This window comes from Psychrobacter sp. TPE 89C (genome assembly GCF_055522395.1).
Genome location: NZ_JBVFXW010000029.1, coordinates 1 through 21,905 on the forward strand (window position 1 = coordinate 1; position 21,905 = coordinate 21,905).

Here is a 21,905-nt window from a genome sequence, read left to right on the forward strand (position 1 = left end):
TTTATTTTTTATAAATTTTTATTAAATATAATTAATTTTTATCAAAAAATAATTAGCCCAATGATACCTGCTCGTTGTAGATATTATCCAACTTGTTCAAATTACGGTAAACAGGCTTTGATGTGGCACGGTGTCCGATCTGGCAGCTGGCTACTGTTAAAACGTATTGGCAGATGTCACCCTCTAGGTGGGCATGGAATTGATTTCGTGCCACTACCTTTAGCTTCTTACCAATATAGTTACGTATCTTTTGCTTACTTACCACATATAAACGTTCAAGGATTGGGTGTTTATCGAGATAGCAAAAGCTATGTTTCACGCCTTAATCATTTAATGACGTTAGGATCGAAGTGAATATCGATTGGCTTTGATATAAAGACCAAGAAGTTACCCACAAGTTATCCACACTCTTGGTATCATTTAAGGCTGATTTTTAGTAAAATAATGCACATTTTATGTAAATGACTCGCAATACTGTTGTTAAACATCAGGACAGCCGTGCTGTACAGTCATGACACATGCCCTAATTTTTCATTCCCTAATTTTTTAATCTAGGAAAGGTTTATGCAAAAGATATTTCGGGTGATGATCATCATTGCGATGCTAATCACCGCTTATCTGCTGATTTTGGCATGGCGAGATGATTATGCCGATGCACCAGCGGTAGATGTGCTGCCAGAAACGACCACTTCAGTGGGTGCTGACATTCCATCTTCGACCGGTGCAGCAGGTGATATTCCGGCACAGACACAACCTGTCGATAGCGACACAGTGACTGCGACCCCTACTCCTGCTAAAGACACAGGTCTAATCACGGTTACGACCGATCGCTATGATATAAAAATCAATCCAGAAGGCGGCGATATTGTTTATGCTGCTCTTAAGCAATATAACGCGAAGCTCGATAGCGATAAGCCTTTCGTATTGCTAGAAAATAATAGCAATCGTGTATACGTGGCTCAGTCTGGTTTAATTGGTCAAGATGGTATTGATACGGCAGAAGGTCGTGCCAATTACAGTCATACTGCCAATAATTATGTAATGGAAGAAGGGCAGCAAACACTGTCTGTACCGCTAACTTACAAAAAAGATGGCGTGACAATTACCAAGACCTTCACCTTTACTGAAAGTAAGTATCCGATTGATATTAGCTATCAAATTCAAAACACCTCTACCAATGCTTGGCAAGGTCAGATGTTTGCGCAGTTAAAGCGTGATGACAGTAAAGACCCTGGTACGTCTGACAAAGGCGCATTGAGCATGGCTACTTATTTGGGCGGCGCTTGGGGTACTCCTGACGATCCTTATAATAAGCTGAAATTTGGTGACTTTAGTGATGGCGAGTTGACGACTACCAGTGATAAGGGTTGGGTTGGTATCGTGCAGCATTACTTTGTATCTGCATGGACGCCTGAAAACTTTACCGGTAATTTCTTCAGCCGCGAAACGGGTGATGATTACTTTATTGGTTTTAATAGTCAGCCTATTAATGTAGCACCAAACAAGCAGTTGACGTTGAATGCCACGTTATATGCTGGTCCAAAAGTACAGTCTGAACTCAAAGAAGTTTCGGTAGGCCTCAACAAAACGGTCGATTATGGTCTGTTATGGCCAATATCTAAGATCTTGTTTGCTATCTTGGATGGTATTCACAAAATCATTGGTAACTGGGGTTGGTCAATTATTCTATTGACTGTTTTAGTTAAAATTGCCTTGATGTGGTTCTCTAACAAGAGCTACTACTCAATGGCAAAAATGCGAGCTATCGGACCGAAACTCAAAGCGCTCAAAGAAGAGCATGGCGATGATCGTATGAAGATGTCGCAAGAGATGATGGCAATTTATAAAGAAGAGAAAGTCAATCCAATGGCGGGTTGTTTGCCTATTCTGATGCAAATGCCGATCTTCTTGGCGTTATATTGGGTACTGGTCGAAAGTGTTGAGCTGCGCCACGCTCCTTGGATCTTATGGATTCAGGATCTATCATCGATGGATCCATGGTTTATTTTGCCGCTATTAATGGGCGCATCCATGTTTATCCAGCAACAGCTTAATCCGCAACCAGCCGATCCAATGCAAGCAAAGGTTATGAAGTTCTTACCGATTATCTTTACTGCATTCATGCTGTTCTTCCCAGCGGGTCTGGTTCTATACTGGACTGTGAACAACTTGTTTAGTATGACTCAGCAATATATCGTCAATAAAAAAGTTGAAGAAGAGCAAAAGCGCCGTACTGTGAAAGTACTGGACTAACTAGCTCTAGCTTATGAATTGATAGAAAACCATCGCTACGGCGGTGGTTTTTTTATGCGTGGCACATATCTATCGCCTTTAACTTATTCTCAATAAAAAATAAAAGAAACGTGCCACATGCTTAAAGTATCACTATGTAAAGTTTGCTTTGTCAGTCTGTGCTGAGGCGTCTATAATGGGGTTTTTAGTTATTGAGAGTCATTGTGGATTCCCTAGAAAACGCGTCAACCTCGCATCACTCATCTGATAAACCTAGCTCGGCTGGATTGGCTACGATTGCAGCCATTGCAACACCGCTTGGGCGTGGTGGTGTCGGCGTTATACGTTTGTCAGGTGCGCGTGCGTATGATATGGCCTGTGCCTTAACAGGTAAGTCTGCCTTTACGCCACGTATGGCCAGTTTTTGCCGATTTTATCAGGCTGACGGCACAGTGATTGATGAAGGTTTGGTGCTGTACTTCAAAGGTCCACATTCATTCACCGGTGAAGATGTGATTGAGCTGCAAGGGCATGGTGGCATGATTTTGCAAAACCAATTGCTAGCCCGTGTGTTTGAGTTGGGTGCAAAACAAGCCAGTGCAGGGGAGTTCTCTTATAGAGCTTTTGATAATGACAAATTGGATTTGGTTCAAGCAGAGGCTATCGCTGATGCGATCGATGCGACCAGTGCGGCGGCAGCCAGCAGTGCTATTCGTTCTCTCAGCGGTGAGTTTTCACAAAAAATCAATCAACTATTAGAGCAACTTATTCATCTGCGCTTGCATGTTGAAGCGGCTATTGATTTTCCTGATGAAGAGGACGTCGACTTTTTATCTGATGGTGTGATACAAAATAAGCTTGAGCAAACACAAGAAAAAATACAACAAGTATTGGCAACGGCAAAACAAGGCCAGCTGCTACGTGATGGTATTCATGTGGTACTAGCAGGTAGACCAAATGCAGGGAAATCAAGCCTGCTCAATCGTCTAGCGGGTCAGGAGAGGGCTATCGTTACTGACGTAGCAGGGACTACTCGTGATACGCTGCAAGAGACAGTGGTTCTCAATGGGCTCACACTTCATTTGACTGATACGGCAGGTCTACGTGACACAGAAGACACGGTAGAGCGTATTGGTATTGAGCGTGCACGTACGGCCATTACTCAGGCTGATATGTTACTTATGGTTTATGATGTCACCCGTGATCTTGAGGAAGAAAGCACACCGCTACAGCTTGCAGAGCAATTATTTGGCGAGTTGCCAGAGGCCAAACGCTTATTAATCATTGCTAATAAAAGCGACTTATTAAACGACAGTAAGCGCGAGCGCGCTATTTCCACTTCGCAAGCTGAAATAGAAAATCGTGGCTATGAACAAGTGAATGTTTCATGTGAAACAGGCATTGGCATCGATAATTTAGTCGAAACATTGTGTGCTAAAGTGGGTTTTCATCCACCAGAAAACAGTCTCATTGCTCGTACAAGACATCTAGATGCCCTTAGGCGGACGGCTGATTATCTGGTCGAAGCACACGAACAGTTAACAGTCTTTCAAGCAGGAGAGTTAGTAGCTGAAAGCTTACGTCAAGCACAGCGCAGTCTGGGCGAAATTACGGGTGAATTTAGCGCTGACGATCTGCTGGGTAAGATTTTTGGTAGCTTTTGTATTGGTAAATAATAGAGTATTACTATGATGTACCCATCTAACATGGGTCTCATAAATAAAGACTCTGACTCTCAATGTTAAAACAAGGAAAATGTGATGCACTGTCCGTATTGTAATGCGTCAGAGACTAAGGTTATTGACTCGCGTCTTGCTGCGGAAGGTGCGCAAGTTCGCCGCCGCCGCTCATGCAATAGCTGCCAAGAGCGGTTTACCACCTTTGAGATGGTCGAAGTCGTGATGCCAAGAATTATCAAATCAAGTGGTAAGATTGAGCCTTATGATAATGAAAAATTACGTCGTTCTATCTTATTGCCTCTACAAAAGCGTCCCATCACAATTGATGAGCAAGAGGCGATGATTAGCCGAATTGAGAAGCGTGTTAGACAAATGGGTGAGCGTGAGATTAGTAGTAAAGTCTTAGGTGAAATCATCATGAGTGAGCTCAAAACGCTAGATGATGTCGCTTATGTGCGCTTTGCTAGTGTCTATCGAGACTTCCAAGACATTGATGCTTTTCATCAAGAAATTGCGAATATCCGCCCAAATGAAAAACAATCGAACGAAACTGATTAGTTACCCCCAATTATTGGTCAGATCTCAAGTCTGTGTTCTTTTATATAGAACCCTCAATCATTGATTAAGTTTACCGCTATGTCTATTCAGAACCATGCTCAAGATGCACAAGATCGCTACTTTATGATGCTTGCTATTGAACAGGCAAAGCAAGGTCTGTATACCACAAGGCCCAATCCTGCAGTGGGTTGTGTTATTGTCCAAGTAACAGAAGTAGTTGGTCAAGGGTTTCATCCCAAAGCAGGTGAGCCTCACGCAGAAGTATTTGCGCTCAAAGAAGCAGGTATGAAAGCCGTAGGGGCAACTGCTTATGTGACCTTAGAGCCTTGTAGCCATACAGGGCGTACACCACCTTGTGCATTAGGCCTCATCAATGCGGGTATAAAGCGTGTTGTGATTGCGGGTCTTGACCCTAATCCACAGGTCGCTGGACGCGGTGTCGTGTTGTTAGAGCAGGCTGGTATTGAGGTTGTCGTTGGTGTATTGACAGAGCAAGCAGAAGCCTTAAACCGCGGGTTTTTAAAGGCGATGCGTACTCAGATGCCTTATGTACGTCTTAAGATTGCCACCAGTCTGGACGGTCGTACCGCGATGGCATCCGGTGAGTCAAAATGGATTACATCAGCATCTGCCCGTGAAGACGTGCAAAAGCTACGTGCCCAAAGTGGCGCAATTATTACGGGTAGTGAAACGGTTATCGCAGACGATCCACAGCTCAATGTACGTTCTGGAAAATTGGGTGTTTCACCTGAGCAAGTGCCGCCACCTCTCGTAGTAGTACTAGATAGACGTCAACGGCTAGCGCATAAGCCAGAGTCCAGTCATCAGTTATGTCGTCTTCCAAGTACGCTATATTGGCGTACAGATGATCTACCTACGTTATTAAAAACCTTAGTTAGTGAATATCAGTGTTATGACGTACTGGTAGAGGCTGGTGCTAGCGTCGCTGGCAGCTTTTTAAGCCAACAATTGGTGGATGAGTTGATTGTCTATCAAGCACCTTGTTTATTGGGCGCACAGGCCAAACCTATGGTTGAGTTTAGTCCGCTATCTTTGGCTGAGCAGTTACGTTTTAGTATTAGTAGTCATGAACGGGTAGGCTCTGATCTTAAGTTAACGCTGTTACCTCTATAAGCCATTGAGTATAAAGGGTTTATCCATCATTTGTATTTAATGTGGGCTAAATGTGGATAAGTAATGCTATATAGCTCAGGTTTCACATGAAACTGTGTATAACTTCGTTTCACATGGAACTTGTTATTCTCTCTCTGTGTGATAATGGTTATAATTATATTGAAATCAATAACTTAGATGTAAGTCCTAACTTTTTAATCCTAGTCTCAATTTTTACTTTCCTGTGGATAACTTGATATTATCGAGGGGTTTTGGCTTGCTAAGGGTTGATTTATCATTACTTATCCACAAGTTATCCCATAATGAGCATAGAATTAGCTTAGGTTTCACTAAAAACCTAGTGTGGATAAATACCGCTAAAATATGAATGAATTAAAATATATTGTCGATAATGGCAATGTCACAAAGAGATGAGGCCAATATGTTTACTGGAATTATAGAGAGTGTGGGAAAAGTTAAATCCATGCAGCCTACGGGCGGTGATATACGTTTGACAATAGAATCTAATGATTTAGATTTCAGTGATGTAAAACTGGGAGATTCTATTGCCTCAAATGGTATTTGTTTGACAGTAGTAGAGTTCGGTAGCAATCATTATTCTGTCGATGTTTCACGTGAGACAATCGCTCGTACAGCGTTAGAGATATTAAAACCAGGACATGTTGTCAATCTAGAGAAAGCCATGCTACCAACAACACGTTTTGGTGGCCACATTGTGGCTGGTCACGTAGATGGTGTTGGGGTAGTAAGCAAGCTCCAGCAAGATGCACGCTCTATCTATATTGAAATCGAAATACCACAAGAGCTGGCACATTATACAGCGACGAAAGGCTCTATTACGATTGATGGCATTAGCCTAACAACCAACCTTGTACGTGACAACATTGTTTCTTTAAATATTATTCCACATACAGCACAAGTGACCAATATCGCTAAACATTGGCTGGTTGGAAACAAAGTTAATGTCGAAGTGGATATTGTTGCACGTTATTTGGAGCGTCTATTAAACAAGTCGCAAGCTAGCAGTATGAATGCGCCAAATCCACAAAGTCAGATTACAGAAGCTTTCTTAGCAGATAATGGCTTTATGAAGTAATCGCTAATTATATAAAATAGCTGATTGAGCAACTGAGTCGCTGTCTAATAATCATACTACTCAGTTGCGATTAGGGTGCTTTTTATACTTCTATTAAGCGGCCTAATACGGCTTCCAATTCTTTCTTGTTAATCGGTTTAGATAAAAAATCATCCATTCCTACATGCATACATGCATCACGATCTTCTTGTGCATTGTTTGCTGTCAGCGCCACGATAGGAATATCGTCATCTTGCGCACGGATAGCCCGAGTAGCCTGCAACCCATCCATGACAGGCATTCTACAATCCATCAAGATCAGGGAAATATCCTGACGCTGTTCTTTCAGTTTGTGTAATGCTTGCTGACCATCTTCTGCGACAACACTACGATAACCAAGTTTGCTTAGTATCTTGCAGGTTATTTTTTGATTGGTTGGACTGTCTTCTGCTACCAAAATAAGTGGCGATAGGGTTTCGTCTGTTGGTTCATCTATATCTATCAACTGCTGACAACTACGGCCTTCGGAGCCTACAGATGCCGCAAGCTTCTGCCTAGCGGATACCGTTAAGCGCAGCAATTCAGAAATCAGTAAATTAGCATCTAATGGTTTGGTTAAAAAGCCATCATATTTATCTAATAATACAGACGGAATATGACGTTCGGGCTTCATACTAAACAATATCTTTGGTAACGAAGGTGTCGCTAGTAAGTCATTTAAAGCGTGAATCATATCGTCATTACTGAGTGTTTTATCTTTTGGCTCTATTTGCTTCTCTAATATATCTACTTCTATCTTTTGAGCATTGTCGTCGTTAGTTAATGTAATGGTTTTATAGTACTCATAATCCAGTAGTAGTATAGGCGTGAGCATCTGCTTGTTCTGTACCAATGTATCTGTTAGCTGTCTTAAGGTAGCCAAATCTAAAGTGCTGTAAATAGTCATTGATATAGCTAAGTGCGTGCACAAGCGCTGTAAATTTTCAGCAACCAGCGGTTGATCGATGACAGCAATAAGATGGACGCCACTCAAATGCGGACTATGATGATAAACCGATTGATAGTTAGGGCGGCGACAAGGGAGGTACAGATTAAATATACTCTCCTTACCTATCGTGCTCTGCAACTGGATGAAACCGCCCAATAATTGTGCAAAGCTATTGGCATTATTTAACCCTGCACCTGCTGGCCCAGTATCTTGACTTGATTCGCTATTATTTTGATTGTCTTTTTGATTAAAAACAGTGATGAGCTGATTTTTTTTATCAGTATCGATGCCTATCCCTGTATCTTTTATGCTGAAATGAACCCAGTGGGAAGCGTGAGTAGGTGCCATAGCACTATGGGTAGCAAGTACACGGTCACTATTTATGTGTTTGATTTGCTCTTCTGTAACGTGATCTATAGTGAGTGCGACATAGCCTGAAGTTGTAAATTTTATGGCATTTTTCAACAAATCTAATAGGATATGGCGTAGACGAACTTCATCAGTATCAATGTAACGCGGGCAGTCTGGGGCAAAGAAATAAATCAATTCCAACCCTTGCTGCCTTATATCATTGACGACTAGACTATTAATTTCTTTACTCAGTTTATAAATATCAACACGTTCAATGCTCAGTCGACTTTTCCTAACTTCAATATTACCAATATGAAGCGTATCATTGAGGACGGTTAGCATGTCTTGGCTGGTTCTTATCAGAGTGTCTAATGTCTTATTCTGCCTAGCATCCAAATTGTTAGGATCGATTGGCTCAAGAGTGTCGATCATTGCCTCTATCGGTATACGTAGCTTATGACCGATAACAAGACGAAGCTTATAGAATTCATCAAGTTTATGTTGCAGCTGTTCGTTTTGTTGCTGCAACTGCTCGTTTTGCTTAACGATTTCATTGATGTTGTTAAAAATCACTGTAAAGCCGTGAACTTGTCCGTGTTCACCAAACCATGGCGTAATATTTAATTGGTAGGCTTGTTCATCCTTTAATCCATAAACAATCAACGTACGAGTGACACGTAAATTAGATAATGATTGTAATAGTAGTTGAGTAGACTCATCTTTACCTGCGACGAAGTCCGTTAGCTCATAGGTTTTTTCACTTTCATCAGGGCAAATAAATACTTGGTCAAAACGTTGATTACAAAAACTAATCTGACCGTGACGCATAATCATGATCATCGGCAATGGTGCTTGGTTTACCAAACGTTCAAGACGATGTGTGAGGGTTTTTATACGGCGATAGTTGCTGTGTAGTTGGTAGCTGACACGGCTCAGAGTATGCCCCAAACGCAGAAATTCAGGCGTGGATTTTTTATATAAAAAAGGTGGTGTGCTATAAACCTCTTGCTTATGACTGTTTAGGTTGTCGGTATAACTTAATAGCTGTTCCCAGTTGATGCGACGATTGAGCATGTAAAGCAAAGCGATGATAAAAAGTATAATCGCTGTCATTAGCGGTAACCAATAGCGGTAAGATATCCAGTCAATAATAAATGGTCTATGGCGCAATATAATATAAATTTGATGCCCACTTTTAAGCTTGATGGTACCTGTCAAGTTACGGCTGTTCAGCTTATAGGCACTATGACTACTATTATCAGGAGGTGATGATGTAATAGTAGGAAAGCTGACGGTAGGGAAGGCACGCTCATTTGGACGGGTATAGCGGTGAATGTAAGTCTGACCAGATGGCATCATAAACACCAACTGATAGCTGGTACCTTCAAAAGTAAGCTGCTTCAAAAATCTGTCAATTTCAGGGTTTAGTGGGCCCGTATGCTCAGTGATTTCATGTTGTAATGAGTAAAAAGTATCGATACTTTGTTGTTCACTGTTTGTTTTTATCTCGTGAAAGAGCGAGAAGTAATACAGCACTAGCATCACTAGCAACGTCAGTGCATAAAATATGAGTAGGCGTTTTAAGGACTGAAATTGTTGCATGAAAACGTGGTCCTATATCGACACGAAAAAACATAGTGAGTGAATCATAAGTTTAAATCAGTAGTTGGTTTGCTTAATTCCTTATGGTTTTAAGTTCTTTAACTATTATAAAGATAAACAGCGGCATTAGTAACGCCCCATTGCTACGGTTACAATCATGGCACAACGTTGTAAACTCACCTATAATGAGCAACTTAACCTTATATAATGCATGATTATGACTATAATTGCTTCTACCTCAGACCTATCTACGCCATCTATTTCCCCTAATCCTCTATCTACTGGCCGATTGAGGGTAGTATTTGCTGGAACTCCTGAGTTTGCAGCTATTAGTCTTGAGTCACTAATCAGTCAGCAAGACGTACTAAATATAGAGATTGTCGCGGTGTATACACAGCCTGATCGTAAGGCAGGTCGCGGCCAAAAGTTGGCGGCTTCTGCGGTAAAAGACGTCGCACTCGCAAACGATATCCCTGTAGAGCAACCACTCACCTTTAAAAAATCTAGTACCGAAGGATTGGACGCTAGGCAAACTCTGCGCACTTACCAGCCCAATGTCATGATTGTCGCCGCTTACGGATTGATTTTACCTATCGGTGTATTAGAGATGCCCACTCATGGTTGCTTAAATATCCATGCCTCACTGTTGCCACGCTGGCGTGGTGCTGCACCTATCCATCGCGCACTCTTGGCAGGAGATGATGAGACGGGTATTACTATTATGCAGATGGACAAAGGACTAGATACAGGCGATATGATCTACAAAATCAGTGCAAGTATAGAGGCGGATGATACTGCTGCCAGTCTACACGATAAAATGGCTACGCTTGGTGCGACAGCCATTAGTACGGTGCTAAAAGACTTATCTACCTATCAAGCGCAAGCTATCGCTCAAGATGATAGTCAAGCCAACTATGCTGAAAAGCTGGTCAAAACGGAAGGCGAAGTTAACTGGTCGCAGTCTGCTGCCATTATTGAACGCCAAATCCGAGGGCTGACTCCTTGGCCGGGCGCTTATACTTTTCTTGCAGGGCAACGTGTCAAAGTGTTGGCCAGCTTGCCTGTGAATGCATCTCAGCAAACCAATGAGCCCGCTGGAACGGTTATCAGTGTTGGGCGCAAAGCGATTTTAGTCGCTTGTGGTAAGGATAACGATACCGATACCGAGTCGTCGGCCACTACTTTAGCTATTGCTCATTTACAGTTTGCGGGTGGTAAGCCAATGACTGCTGAACAAGTTTGCCACGGCAACCAGTTAAATGACGGCGACCAATTTACGACAGAATCAAAATAACTGAACCTAACTTAATGATAGTTAACCCTATCTGCACAAGACGCTATCGATGATACGTCAAGGAAATGAAATTTAATGAGACAAAACATTACTGCGCCTAGAAACAATAAGCTCAAACCATCAAGCAACCTTATTATGAATGGTAGCGTACGCGTGCGTGTGATTCGCACCTTACTGGCTATTCAAAACGGTCAGTCGCTCTCAAGCGTCCTTGATCCATTATTGAATAGTCTGCATGATGGTGACAAAGGCTTTGCCCATGCATTATTGCTCACAACATTGCGCCAGTGGCATGCGCTGGCACGTTTGCTGGATACGCTCGCAGACAACCCTATTGATGAAGTTGAGGTTCGTACGACCATTCAAGTAGGCTTAGTACAGTTGCTCTATTTAGAAGTGGCTGACCATGCTGCAATTCATGAAACCGTTGAAGCTGCCAAAGAAATTGAATTTGCCCATTCAACTGGTTTGGTAAATGCTATTTTGCGTAAAGTCGCGAAGAATCCAAGTAAATTCCGTAAGAAATGCGATAAAAAGCATAGCCTACCGAATTGGCTCGCTTATCAGCTTAAGCAAGACTGGAGCGAGCAGTATGATGAACTGACACAAGGTTTGCGTCAGTCAGCACCGATGTTTTTACGAGTGAATTCGGCAGTTACTTCAGTAGAAGATTATCAGCATGCATTGGATGGGGCAGAGATTGATGCAGATATCGTTGAGCTAACGACTGGTTTTAAGGTAGCGAGCTCGTCAGAGTCAGCTACTTCTACCACGCTATCAACCAAAGGTCTTAGACTACATCAAAGCACTGCTGTTAACGCTTTGCCTGATTTCGCTTTAGGAACAGCTAGTGTCCAAGACATGCATGCCCAGCTCGCTGCACCGATTATTAATCAAGCATTGATGGCTAAGCTTAGCGCTGAAAGTGCGAATACTGACAGCGACAGTGATGAAAGTAACAATAATGAGATACATATTCTAGATGCTTGTGCGGCACCTGGTGGTAAATTGGCTCACTGGTTAGAGCTCATAAGCGCTAATGACGAATCATCGTTGTTTCACGTGAAACAAGATAATGCTGAAACGTCGCCTGCGATTACTAATATCAAGGTAACAGCTATCGATAATGAAGCACCACGTATCGAGCGTATTCGTGAGAATTTACAGCGCCTAAATCTGAGTCAGCATGATTTGCAGCAAGCAGACAAAAGTGTTGCACTTAATATCGTCTGTGCAGATGCAACTAGATGGCAGCATGGCAAGAATAAAAAAGCGGCGACAAATGAACCCGTATTTGATGCGATATTATTAGATTCTCCTTGTACCGCGACTGGCGTAATTCGCCGTCATCCTGATATCAGTATCCTGCGTACCGAAGAAGACATCGAACAGACGGCACTGTTGCAAGCAGATATCTTGCATAATCTATGGCCACAACTCAAAGCAGGTGGTTATCTGCTGTATGTGACGTGCTCTATCTTAAAGCAAGAGAATGTCGAGCAAATGCAGGACTTTATCACTCATCATAACGATGCAGTAGCGATTGAGTTTACCGACGATTGCAGCTGGGGCATCGAACAAGCAATCGGTCGTCAGTGCTTACCGATTGATAGCGCGAGTGGCGATGGTTTCTATTATGCGCTGCTTTGTAAAAAGTAGGTATGGATATGAATCAGCTGTCTGTTGTCAGAGTGCAAAACAAGTGGCGTCCTGAAATATTTTATTCAGTTTTTGCCATTGATGGTATGGTTATTAATGAATGGATAGCCCAGTTTACCGATAGCTCTCCAAATATCTTAAATGATTTTAGTGCTAGGGACTTAACGATCAGCCTAGAATTGTACGATTGCTCAGATACAGAGTTAGTGTGGCAATATTTAGGACTACCAAGTAATGCGCCTACAACATACGTGCCTATATTGGCTTGCCCTGATGATTTAGATTTGGATTGTTCTGTAGTCGTTACTGAACAGTCCTCAGATGAGAATTATGTTTACTGGGAAAGGTTCGGGGCTTTGTTAGATGATTTAGAAAAACAAGATCCAGGAATAGTTGAATGGTTTGCTGATGTGCCTAAAGTGACGTTTGAAAAAACCAACTTTATGCAGGTATTTGGTCAACTTAACGCAGAAGTCGTTAAAGAGTTTCAAGATCGAGGTAAGATGATAAAGATACCTTTCCCTGCAAAACCTTTGAAAGAAGATTGGGAGAAAATCGTAGACAATTGGTTTTAATCTGTCAGTGCCTTTTACTTTTGACCGTTTTGGCTCAAAAATATGCTAACCTTTTTCCATTTTTACTTACATGTTATATGACTCTTTGACAGGACAATCTAATGAAATATATCAGTACCCGTGGTCAGACAGCGCCAATGGATTTTAGTGATGTGCTTTTGATGGGTCTTGCCCCAGATGGTGGTTTGATGTTGCCTGAGCATTATCCGAATATCGATAGTGCAATCCTTGATGAATGGCGTACGCTCAGTTATCCAAAGCTTGCGATGGCGATTATGCAGCGTTTTGCGACAGATATTCCTGTGGCTGATTTGCAAGATCTCATTGAACGCACTTATACCAATGAGGTGTTTGGCTCTGACGAGATTGTTCCTGTCCGCAAGCTTGAAGATAACTTATATATTCTAGGATTATCAAACGGTCCGACATTGGCATTTAAAGATGTTGCCATGCAGTTTTTGGGCAATGCTTTTGAATATGTGCTTAAGAAAAAAGACGCGCGTATTACTATCATTGGTGCGACCAGTGGTGACACGGGTAGTGCAGCAGAGTATGCGCTGCGCGGCAAAGAAAATGTCGAAGTGTTTATGCTGTCACCACATGGCAAAATGAGTGAGTTCCAGCGTGCGCAGATGTATAGTTTGACGGATGCTAATATTCACAATATCGCTATCGATGGTATGTTTGATGATTGTCAGGACATCGTTAAAGCACTTCAGCAAGATGCTGAGTTTAAAGCGGCTTATAACCTAGGCACGGTAAATTCTATCAACTGGGGTCGTATTCTAGCGCAGATTGTTTATTACTTTAAAGCTTACTTTGCAGTCACAACGAGCAACGATGAAAAAATCAGCTTTAGCGTACCATCAGGTAACTTCGGTAATATCTGTGCTGGTCACATCGCGCGTGAAATGGGTCTGCCTATTGACCGCTTAATTGTCGCAACCAATGAAAATGACGTGTTGAATGACTTCTTTAACCAAGGCGCTTATCAGCCGCGTCCGACTGAAAAAACCTATATCACCTCAAGCCCATCGATGGATATCTCAAAAGCCTCTAACTTTGAGCGTTTTGTTTATCTATTATTAGAGAAAGACAGTGCACGCGTCCATGAGTTATTTGAAGGGGTGAAGTCTGGTCAAGGTTTCGATCTATCTGAGCTAATGGAAGCGGTTAATACTCGCTATGGTTTCGCTGCTGGCAAATCTACCCACAGCGACCGCTTGCAGACCATCAAAGCACTGTATGAGCAACACGGCGAACTGGTTGATCCACACACTGCTGACGGTATCAAGGTCGCTAAAGAGTTGCAGTTGGATGGTGAAATTATTGTTTGTGCAGAAACAGCATTACCTGTTAAGTTTGCGGATACCATCGTTGAAGCTATCGGCCAGATAGATATCGCTCGCCCAACTCATACCGAAGGATTGGAGAGTTTGCCGCAGCATGTGGTCGTGCTTGATAACAATGCTGAATTGGTCGCTGAGCAAATTCGCCAGCATGTCACCCCAAACCCTGCATAAACCACTGCTAATGGTGAGTTCATATTTGACAGAAAATTTAAAGAAAGTATTCACATAAAGGTTACACTATTGTAATAAAGTGTTTATGATTGTGTTATGGTAGATATAATTGTAATATTAGGAACAGCGTCGGCGAGTCATCATTGTGCTAGGCGCTTTTTTAGGAATAAAACCAGTCAACTACACTGAACAGCTGCCCTCTAGGCGTCACAATAAATGCAACTTTAAGTCTATAGTTTTTTTGGATTTTGATGCTGGCTTATTTGCTTAAGTATCGAACAAAGAGCTTCTAGAAAAATAGACTTAAGTGCGATTTTAATGGCGATAATAGCGGTACATATTGTGGATATAACAATGAAGATGAGCTTAAACAAGATAGCAAAAGCACTGTTACTGACGACATTTAGCAGTGCGATGCTGATGAGCACTGCCCATGCTAACAATCCACCACCCACTCTTAAAGCAGATGCACCCAATCGTTACACTGTCAAAAAAGGTGATACGTTGTGGGATATCTCAGGGCGCTATCTGGATAGTCCATGGCGCTGGAAAGAGATTTGGGCGACCAATAAGCAAATCAAAAACCCCAATCTTATCTATCCTAATGACATTCTTATCTTATGTGTGATTAAAGGTCAGACGCTCATTGGTGTGGATACAGGTGAAGGTTGTGCTGGTGTTGAAAAGCAACTTACGGGCAATGTGGTTGCTAATAGAGTAACTGTTACCTCAACTGCTAACAGTATTCCTTCTATTCCTCAGTCTGCTATTCAACATTGGCTAGATAAGACAGTTATTGTCAATCCACAAGATTTTAATACGACTCCTTATATATTGGCCTCTAAAAAAGGTAACTTAATCACTGCAACTGGTGACAAGATATATGCTAAAGGTGTGCCGCTTATCGTCGGTCAGCGCTACGGTATCTATCGTGAAGGCGAGTTATATACTGATCCCACGACGAAAAACATTATTGGTTTAGAAGTCACGCAAGTGGCAACGGGTTTGGTCACATCTACCGAAACCAATGGTGTTACTAGCTTGCAGCTTACCGACAGTTATGGCAAAGAAGTACGTGAAGGTGACCGCGTATTTGTTGAATTGAATAACTCTATTCCACCTGTGTTTTACCCAACGCCTGCTAGTACCAGTCGTGGCGGTATGATTGTACGTGTAATGGATTCAATCAGTTCAGCCGCGAAGGGCAGTGTGGTAGCTATCAATCTAGGTAGTACCGAAGGTGCTAAGCCTGGTGATGTTCTGACGGTCTATCAAAAAGGTGCTTTGGTACGTGATATCAAAGATGAAGATACGCCTGTACGCCTGCCAAATGAACAAACAGGTATGTTAATGGTCTTCAATACGTTTGACCATATTAGCTATGCTTATGTGCTTAGTTCTGAGCTACCGCTTAATGTCGGTGACCAGTTACTACCACCTCCTTATCTATAAGGAAGCAACAGGATTATCGGAAGGCTAACCATTCCAAATCCACCTATAAGAGATAAAGGACTATGACAGCAGTCACTTCTTCTTTAACAGACGATCAGCGCGCCGTACTGGCGCTGTGGTATGAAGTGAATGCGTCATTATCTGCTTATCACAAGCTACTTACTTCCTTTGGAAATGCAGAGCTTGCTTGGCAAGCCAAAGTAGAAGCATGGCGGCAAGCAGGTATTCATCATACTCATCTCAAACGTCATGAACAGCCAGAGCAAACACAAGCCAATATCGATAAAATTCAGCAAGCACTTATAGAGAGACGCTATGGTCTACTATTTGCTGACGAATCTGACTATCCCGCCCAACTCTTACAAATCTATGATCCACCGCCATTACTATTTTATCGTGGCAATCATTCGCGTCTGCATCAAGCACAAATCGCTATCGTCGGAAGCCGAAAACCCACGGCACATGCACAGAAAATTACTTTTGATATCGCTCAATATTTGGCACAGGCAGGCTATATCATTACCAGTGGGCTAGCCATGGGTGTGGATAAACGAGCGCATTTAGGGGCACTAGCTCAAGCGGATGTTGACTATCAAGGCCGCACGATTGGGGTGATGGGTACGGGCATTGATGTCAATTATCCCAACCATCATGATAAGTTGTTCGCTCAGATTATCGATCAAGGTGGCTGCATTATCAGTGAGCTATTGCCTCATACTCAGCCGCACAAACATACTTTTCCACGTCGTAACCGTTTGGTCGCTGGACTTGGGCTGGCGACTATCGTGACAGAAGCCACAGTCCAAAGCGGCTCACTCATTACTGCACGCCTTACCTCTGAGCAAGGCAAGCAAGTCTTTGCGATTCCAAGTCATATTGACAATAGCAATGCTGAAGGCTGTCATCACTTAATACGTGAAGGTGCCACTTTGATTTATCATCCTCAGCAAGTCTTAGAAGATGTCAGCGGTCAGTTGAACTATGAACGTGGTTCTTATAAAACAACAAGCGTATCCGTATCGCAATCGAATGACAATTCATCCCAAAAAATGATAGGTGTGGATAGAAGTGAAGTAGCATCTAGCCATGTTACTTCGTCACCCTCTAACATCAAAACTTCTCCTAGCGCTATCGTAGTACCTGAGCATTTGACGCCTGTTTATGAGCAGCTTGATTGGCATGGACAGGATTTAGACGCGCTTATCGTAGCAACTGCGCTTGCACCACCGCAATTGATTGGGCAGCTAATGGAGCTTGAGCTGTTGGGCTTTATCAGTGTCCAAGGCGGGCGTTATTTGCGCGTATAAGCCATCTCTACCTTTAGAATAAGTATCCATACTTGTGTATGCCTAGAGATACTAGCAGACCAATTTTAGAGATATTTAAACTTCTGCCACTTAGTTATTCTGCTGTGCATGATATTATTGATGATTCATTTCTACTATTCTGAACTGTGCATACCATGAATCAATCTACTCCGCTTATCACTGACTCTCCAACACTAGCTGCACAGTGGCTAAAAGATGGGAAACTGCTCGCATATCCAACTGAAAGCGTTTGGGGTATTGGCTGTGATGCCTACGACGAAGCAGCCGTCCAGCGTATCTTAGACATCAAACAGCGTCCGCAAGCCAAAGGGATGATCGTCATTACCGACAGCGCAGAACGTTTGGCTCCTTTGCTATCGTCTTTAACGGATGAACAGCGCGACCCTATTTTAAAGAGTTGGCAGATAGATAATGGCCATAATAACGATGATGGTTTGCAATATAAGCAAGCGCATACTTGGTTGTTGCCTATTCCTCAGACACTGGCTACTACTATTCCTTCTTGGATAACGGGGCAGTATCAGACAGTCGCAGTAAGGGTCATTGCTCATCCTATTATTCGTCAGTTGTGCCAGCAATTGGTCAGCGCACACAATCCATTTGGACTGTTGGTCTCTACCAGCTGCAATCCATCAGGACAGCAGCCTGCCATGACCTTCGACGATGCTTATGCCTATTTTGGCGAGCACATCAGTTACTTACAAGCTGATACGTTGGGCTATACCTTGCCTAGTCAAATTCGCGATGCAACCACTGGCTTAATCATTCGTTAGAGAGTAGCAGTCATTTAAATATAATGAGTTCAGCGTCATCATACAAATGATAGGTATTGTTTTTATATTTCACTATTGACAGAAATAAAAGAATGGCGCAAGATAAGTTAATAAGCAGAACAACCAAGAAATAAGCCATATCGCAAAAAAATAAGTGAATAGCTACTATGAAACTAAATCCTGTGACCGAAAAATTTATCTTACATTGGGGTGAGATGGGCTCGCAGTGGGGTGTCAATCGCACTATGTCACAGATTCATGCGCTATTATTTATCATTGGTAAGCCGCTAAATGCTGAAGAAATTACCGAAACACTTGGCGTGGCTCGTTCTAACGTCTCAAACAGTATCAAAGAGTTGCAGCATTGGGGCTTGGTACAAAAAGTCTCCATATTGGGTGATCGTCGTGATCACTTCACGACCAATACTGACGTTTGGGAGCTGGCACGCATCATTGTGGTTGAACGACAAAAGCGCGAATTAGAGCCAACGGTGCAATTCTTACAAGAGCTGATGGACAGTCCTGAATTCGAACACGAAAACAGCGACGTAAAAGCACGCATCCGTGACACCCAAGAGTTCGTTAGTACGCTCACCACTTGGTCTGCTGAGATGCTCAAGCTACCCACAAGCATCCTCAAAAAAGTCCTTAAATTGGGCGCGAGTATTAAAAAAATTCTACGTTGATAGTGATATGTGTTATCTAAAATAAAAAATTTGAGTAACTATTTCTGTTTCGACAGAAATTTATGTAAAAAGCATAAAGGCTAGCCAAGTTTAAGTGGTACGAGTTTCGATAAAAATAGCAGCAAGAAACAGCAACGACAAATGGATGTGTAAAATGAATGCAAATAAGACACACGCTAATAAAGAGCCAGCCATTAAACATGCAATGGCTTCAGTTGAGTGGCAGGATTTGCGCCAACTAACGCGGGCTCAAATTGCTTATAACCTCATTCTGCCTTATCCATTTTTACTGTTGTCTTGGTGGTTCGCCAGCCAGTCTTGGTATGTGATGGCATGTGGCGCTTCTTATTTGTTTTTCGCTGCTGCTTTTCGCCAAGCGCATGATGGCTATCACCATAGTTTGGGGACAGGTAAGCGCGCGACCACCGCGATATTGCTATTGCTTAGCGTACTATTGATGACCAGTTTGCACAGCATTCGAGCCACCCACATGGAACATCACCGCAATCCATTGGGTGACAGTGATATCGAAGGCCGTTTGGCAAAAGGTTCATGGTGGCAAGCGCTGCTTGGCGGGATAACGTATCGATTGGATATTTATCGCCAAGGACTGCTTCTTAGCAGCCGTCGTAACCAACGTATTGCTTGGTTAGAGTTTGGCTTGATTTTCCTTGTTATTATCACTGCGCTGGTATTGACTGTGCTTCCTGTAGCTGTTCCTGCTATTGCAATGTTGGCGCAAGTGTTGATATATCATCTACTGACGATGATGTTGGCCAATGCGAGTGTCGGCATTATCGCCGTGTGGGGCGTGCATCATGATTGTGATGAGACAATCGCCCGAACTGAGCGCAATCCTTTGGTCAACTTGCTGACTTTTAACTTGTTATATCACGTAGAACATCATCTATTTCCTGCTGTGCCATCCAATAATTTACCTGAGCTTGCCAAGCGTTTAGATGCAGCAGCACCACATCTGACTAAGGCACATGTATTACCAAATATGACGACTGTGATGGAATTTATAAATCATTATGCGAGTAAGTTGAAAGATAAAGATCAAAATAGTAATGATAGTGAATGTCCTATTCGTAAGCATTTTGCTTAGTAGAATGGACAGGTATGTCAGCATTGCCTACGTTAGAAGAATATGTTGAACGCTTGAGCTAATCGACTGGAAAAATAGCTGAAAAACTGTCTCTAAGGATATCGTCATGGGTTCAGATTTTGATAAAAATGATAATCAGTGTTCTTTAAATAATGATAACAATAACGACAACAAGGACAGTGATATTGCACCTGCGACGTGCTTACCAGAAGATGAAGTGACTACAACGATGCATATTTCAGAACAAAGTGACGCTGAGCAGGTAGAAAACTCAGTCGAGAAAGATTATGTCCCACGTTCAACCGTACGCAAATTATTACCCATAGCAGTTATGCTTGGACTGATGTTATTAGAGTTTATCTTTTGTTATAAAGTTGCGGAAGACGGAAATAACTTGCTCAGTATGCAGTTTTTAGTGGGTGTGCCTGTGTTTATTGGCGCAACAATGGTATACCTTGCCAGCTACCGTAAGCCTATTAGTGTTGGTCGAGTGTTCTTACTTACGTTTTGGTTGATAGTGGGTATTTTGATTATTTCAGTACCCATACTCAAGGAAGGTACTATTTGTATTGTTATGGCCTCACCAGCCATCTATGTGGCTTTGTTACTTGGTGGACTTAGTATGAGGCTGCTGTGTCTAAAGGTGTGGAAAACTAAGGCATTATATAGTGTCGCGCTATTGCCGTTGTTAGTATTGTTTGCACCTCTTGAGCCCATGCCAGAAACCTATCAAGTGACTGATACCATCTTGATTAATGCGACACCTGAACAGGTTTGGCAGACTATTAATAACATTGACAATATTGAACCTGCAGGCTTTTATCAAGAGAGCCAACTCTTACCTTTTATGCAAGTGCCTACGCCTAAGTCAGCAATTACTATTTGGGAAAATAATCAATGGGTGCGTAAGTGTGAATGGCATGGTGGTATCAAATTTGATGAGCCTTTAATTTCACAAATTCCCAATCGTCAGTTGCGCTGGCAATTTGTTTTTTATCCAAACTCAGTACCGCCAAAAACGCTAGATGATCATGTCACTATTAACGGTGAGCATTTTAAGCTATTGCATGGGCAGTATGATCTTGAACCAGTCAATCATACTACGACCAAACTTACTTTCAACGTGACTTATCGTATCAGTACTAATATGAATTTTTACGCTGGTTTTTGGGGTAAATGGGTCATGGACGAGTTCGTGGAAGACACGCTTGGCTTGTATAAAAATCGGCTAGAGAATACTTAAGAAAATAAAACGATTATAAGTAGTAGTGTTCTACAAATCACTATCCATCAATTATCCACAGTAATTTCATGGGCTTTGCCAACGCCATATTTATACTAAATTAACGATGACTGTTAATGGGATAAATAGAATGAAAACGAATAATGAGTTAGGTGCGTACCCTTATCTACAAGTGATTGTTCTGTTTGCAGGGGTTGGTAGCTTGGTTGGTGGGCTGGTAGCGCAGCTGTTCTTGTTATTCATATTTAGGGATGCTGATTTTGCTCAAATAGGTTATCAGCCATTGCTATATGTTGGTTTACTGGGTTTTATTCCTGCTTTATTAACGGGTATGATCGTTGCTAGTCAACAGATATGGCGCGGTGATCATAAGAGTCTACGCACGACATTCTTAGTTGGGTTCGCAACATCCGCATGTTATATGGGTGCAATCGTTTTGTATTTAGGCATAAACTCATTAATAGAAGTTGGCGTGCTATTGGCATTTATGATTGCCATAGGATTATTTGGTGCAATCAACTCAGCGATCGCCAGCTGCATTGCTTTACCAAAAGTATGTAAAAGTCGTTTTGATATAAAGGCTAAAAAAGAAGACGATAACTATAACGGGTTACGTTTTACTGAAAAATAATACACATAGGGAGT

The 21,905-nt window shown here is 42.2% G+C and carries 18 protein-coding genes; 17 read left to right on the top strand and 1 reads right to left on the bottom strand.

The features are described from left to right. Positions 1–3 precede the first annotated feature (3 nt). From yidD to ACZW67_RS09675, 6 genes are all read left to right on the top strand, one after another. Positions 4–354, top strand: coding sequence for a membrane protein insertion efficiency factor YidD (gene yidD, locus ACZW67_RS09650; RefSeq protein ID WP_465183106.1), 351 nt, complete (start codon positions 4–6; stop codon positions 352–354). 210 nt (positions 355–564) lie between these two features. Then, on the top strand, positions 565–2,253 hold the full coding sequence (yidC, locus tag ACZW67_RS09655; RefSeq protein ID WP_110922146.1) for a membrane protein insertase YidC: 1,689 nt from the start codon (positions 565–567) through the stop codon (positions 2,251–2,253). Positions 2,254–2,519: 266 nt separating this feature from the next. Then, positions 2,520–3,908: a tRNA uridine-5-carboxymethylaminomethyl(34) synthesis GTPase MnmE gene (gene mnmE, locus ACZW67_RS09660; RefSeq protein ID WP_465183107.1), complete on the top strand. Its 1,389-nt coding sequence runs from the start codon at positions 2,520–2,522 to the stop codon at positions 3,906–3,908. 84 nt (positions 3,909–3,992) lie between these two features. Then, on the top strand, positions 3,993–4,469 hold the full coding sequence (nrdR, locus tag ACZW67_RS09665) for a transcriptional regulator NrdR (RefSeq protein ID WP_197128456.1): 477 nt from the start codon (positions 3,993–3,995) through the stop codon (positions 4,467–4,469). Positions 4,470–4,547: 78 nt separating this feature from the next. After that, entirely contained in the window at positions 4,548–5,603 is a 1,056-nt protein-coding gene (gene ribD, locus ACZW67_RS09670) for a bifunctional diaminohydroxyphosphoribosylaminopyrimidine deaminase/5-amino-6-(5-phosphoribosylamino)uracil reductase RibD (RefSeq protein ID WP_465183080.1), read from the top strand. A 421-nt stretch (positions 5,604–6,024) separates the two neighbouring features. Next, complete coding sequence (locus tag ACZW67_RS09675; protein WP_465183081.1) at positions 6,025–6,699, top strand: riboflavin synthase; 675 nt, start codon at positions 6,025–6,027, stop codon at positions 6,697–6,699. An 82-nt stretch (positions 6,700–6,781) separates the two neighbouring features. Here the strand turns inward: ACZW67_RS09675 and ACZW67_RS09680 are convergent, their stop codons facing one another. Beyond that, positions 6,782–9,619 carry a response regulator gene (locus tag ACZW67_RS09680; protein ID WP_465183082.1) on the bottom strand — a complete coding sequence of 946 codons (2,838 nt, stop codon included), beginning with the start codon at positions 9,617–9,619 and terminating at the stop codon, positions 6,782–6,784. Between the two features lie 217 nt (positions 9,620–9,836). Here ACZW67_RS09680 and fmt point away from each other — a divergent pair, with 217 nt between their 5' ends. From fmt to ACZW67_RS09735, 11 genes are all read left to right on the top strand, one after another. Then, entirely contained in the window at positions 9,837–10,913 is a 1,077-nt protein-coding gene (gene fmt, locus ACZW67_RS09685) for a methionyl-tRNA formyltransferase (protein ID WP_465183083.1), read from the top strand. Positions 10,914–10,988: 75 nt separating this feature from the next. Then, positions 10,989–12,572: a transcription antitermination factor NusB gene (locus ACZW67_RS09690; protein WP_465183084.1), complete on the top strand. Its 1,584-nt coding sequence runs from the start codon at positions 10,989–10,991 to the stop codon at positions 12,570–12,572. A gap of 8 nt (positions 12,573–12,580) precedes the next feature. Then, positions 12,581–13,147, top strand: coding sequence for a hypothetical protein (locus tag ACZW67_RS09695; protein WP_465183085.1), 567 nt, complete (start codon positions 12,581–12,583; stop codon positions 13,145–13,147). Between the two features lie 101 nt (positions 13,148–13,248). Then, complete coding sequence (gene thrC / locus ACZW67_RS09700) at positions 13,249–14,670, top strand: threonine synthase (RefSeq protein WP_465183086.1); 1,422 nt, start codon at positions 13,249–13,251, stop codon at positions 14,668–14,670. Between the two features lie 354 nt (positions 14,671–15,024). After that, positions 15,025–16,122 (top strand): LysM peptidoglycan-binding domain-containing protein, encoded by a 1,098-nt coding sequence (locus tag ACZW67_RS09705; protein WP_465183087.1) that lies wholly within the window; start codon positions 15,025–15,027, stop codon positions 16,120–16,122. A gap of 62 nt (positions 16,123–16,184) precedes the next feature. After that, the gene (gene dprA, locus ACZW67_RS09710; protein ID WP_465183088.1) at positions 16,185–17,429 is read left to right on the top strand and encodes a DNA-processing protein DprA; all 1,245 of its coding nucleotides are present in this window, start codon (positions 16,185–16,187) and stop codon (positions 17,427–17,429) included. Between the two features lie 155 nt (positions 17,430–17,584). After that, entirely contained in the window at positions 17,585–18,223 is a 639-nt protein-coding gene (locus ACZW67_RS09715; RefSeq protein ID WP_465183089.1) for an L-threonylcarbamoyladenylate synthase, read from the top strand. A gap of 167 nt (positions 18,224–18,390) precedes the next feature. Continuing rightward, positions 18,391–18,909 (top strand): GbsR/MarR family transcriptional regulator, encoded by a 519-nt coding sequence (locus ACZW67_RS09720; protein WP_110922156.1) that lies wholly within the window; start codon positions 18,391–18,393, stop codon positions 18,907–18,909. Between the two features lie 154 nt (positions 18,910–19,063). Further along, positions 19,064–20,017: a fatty acid desaturase family protein gene (locus ACZW67_RS09725; protein ID WP_465183090.1), complete on the top strand. Its 954-nt coding sequence runs from the start codon at positions 19,064–19,066 to the stop codon at positions 20,015–20,017. Positions 20,018–20,123: 106 nt separating this feature from the next. Next, a complete protein-coding gene (locus ACZW67_RS09730; protein WP_465183091.1) occupies positions 20,124–21,260 on the top strand; it encodes an SRPBCC family protein in 1,137 nt (378 codons plus the stop codon). Between the two features lie 130 nt (positions 21,261–21,390). After that, positions 21,391–21,891 carry a hypothetical protein gene (locus tag ACZW67_RS09735; RefSeq protein WP_465183092.1) on the top strand — a complete coding sequence of 167 codons (501 nt, stop codon included), beginning with the start codon at positions 21,391–21,393 and terminating at the stop codon, positions 21,889–21,891. The last annotated feature ends 14 nt before the right edge of the window (positions 21,892–21,905 follow it).

Excerpts from the sequence above, each read along its gene's own strand:
- ACZW67_RS09690 (WP_465183084.1), top strand. The coding sequence starts at position 10,989 with ATGAGACAAAACATTACTGCGCCTAGAAACAATAAGCTCAAACCATCA.
- ACZW67_RS09695 (WP_465183085.1), top strand. The coding sequence starts at position 12,581 with ATGAATCAGCTGTCTGTTGTCAGAGTGCAAAACAAGTGGCGTCCTGAA.
- nrdR (WP_197128456.1), top strand. The coding sequence starts at position 3,993 with ATGCACTGTCCGTATTGTAATGCGTCAGAGACTAAGGTTATTGACTCG.
- dprA (WP_465183088.1), top strand. The coding sequence starts at position 16,185 with ATGACAGCAGTCACTTCTTCTTTAACAGACGATCAGCGCGCCGTACTG.
- ACZW67_RS09730 (WP_465183091.1), top strand. The coding sequence starts at position 20,124 with ATGGGTTCAGATTTTGATAAAAATGATAATCAGTGTTCTTTAAATAAT.
- ACZW67_RS09720 (WP_110922156.1), top strand. The coding sequence starts at position 18,391 with ATGAAACTAAATCCTGTGACCGAAAAATTTATCTTACATTGGGGTGAG.
- ACZW67_RS09715 (WP_465183089.1), top strand. The coding sequence starts at position 17,585 with ATGAATCAATCTACTCCGCTTATCACTGACTCTCCAACACTAGCTGCA.
- ACZW67_RS09680 (WP_465183082.1), bottom strand. The coding sequence starts at position 9,619 with ATGCAACAATTTCAGTCCTTAAAACGCCTACTCATATTTTATGCACTG.
- ACZW67_RS09735 (WP_465183092.1), top strand. The coding sequence starts at position 21,391 with ATGAAAACGAATAATGAGTTAGGTGCGTACCCTTATCTACAAGTGATT.
- ACZW67_RS09705 (WP_465183087.1), top strand. The coding sequence starts at position 15,025 with ATGAAGATGAGCTTAAACAAGATAGCAAAAGCACTGTTACTGACGACA.
- yidC (WP_110922146.1), top strand. The coding sequence starts at position 565 with ATGCAAAAGATATTTCGGGTGATGATCATCATTGCGATGCTAATCACC.
- ACZW67_RS09725 (WP_465183090.1), top strand. The coding sequence starts at position 19,064 with ATGAATGCAAATAAGACACACGCTAATAAAGAGCCAGCCATTAAACAT.
- fmt (WP_465183083.1), top strand. The coding sequence starts at position 9,837 with ATGACTATAATTGCTTCTACCTCAGACCTATCTACGCCATCTATTTCC.
- ribD (WP_465183080.1), top strand. The coding sequence starts at position 4,548 with ATGTCTATTCAGAACCATGCTCAAGATGCACAAGATCGCTACTTTATG.
- ACZW67_RS09675 (WP_465183081.1), top strand. The coding sequence starts at position 6,025 with ATGTTTACTGGAATTATAGAGAGTGTGGGAAAAGTTAAATCCATGCAG.
- thrC (WP_465183086.1), top strand. The coding sequence starts at position 13,249 with ATGAAATATATCAGTACCCGTGGTCAGACAGCGCCAATGGATTTTAGT.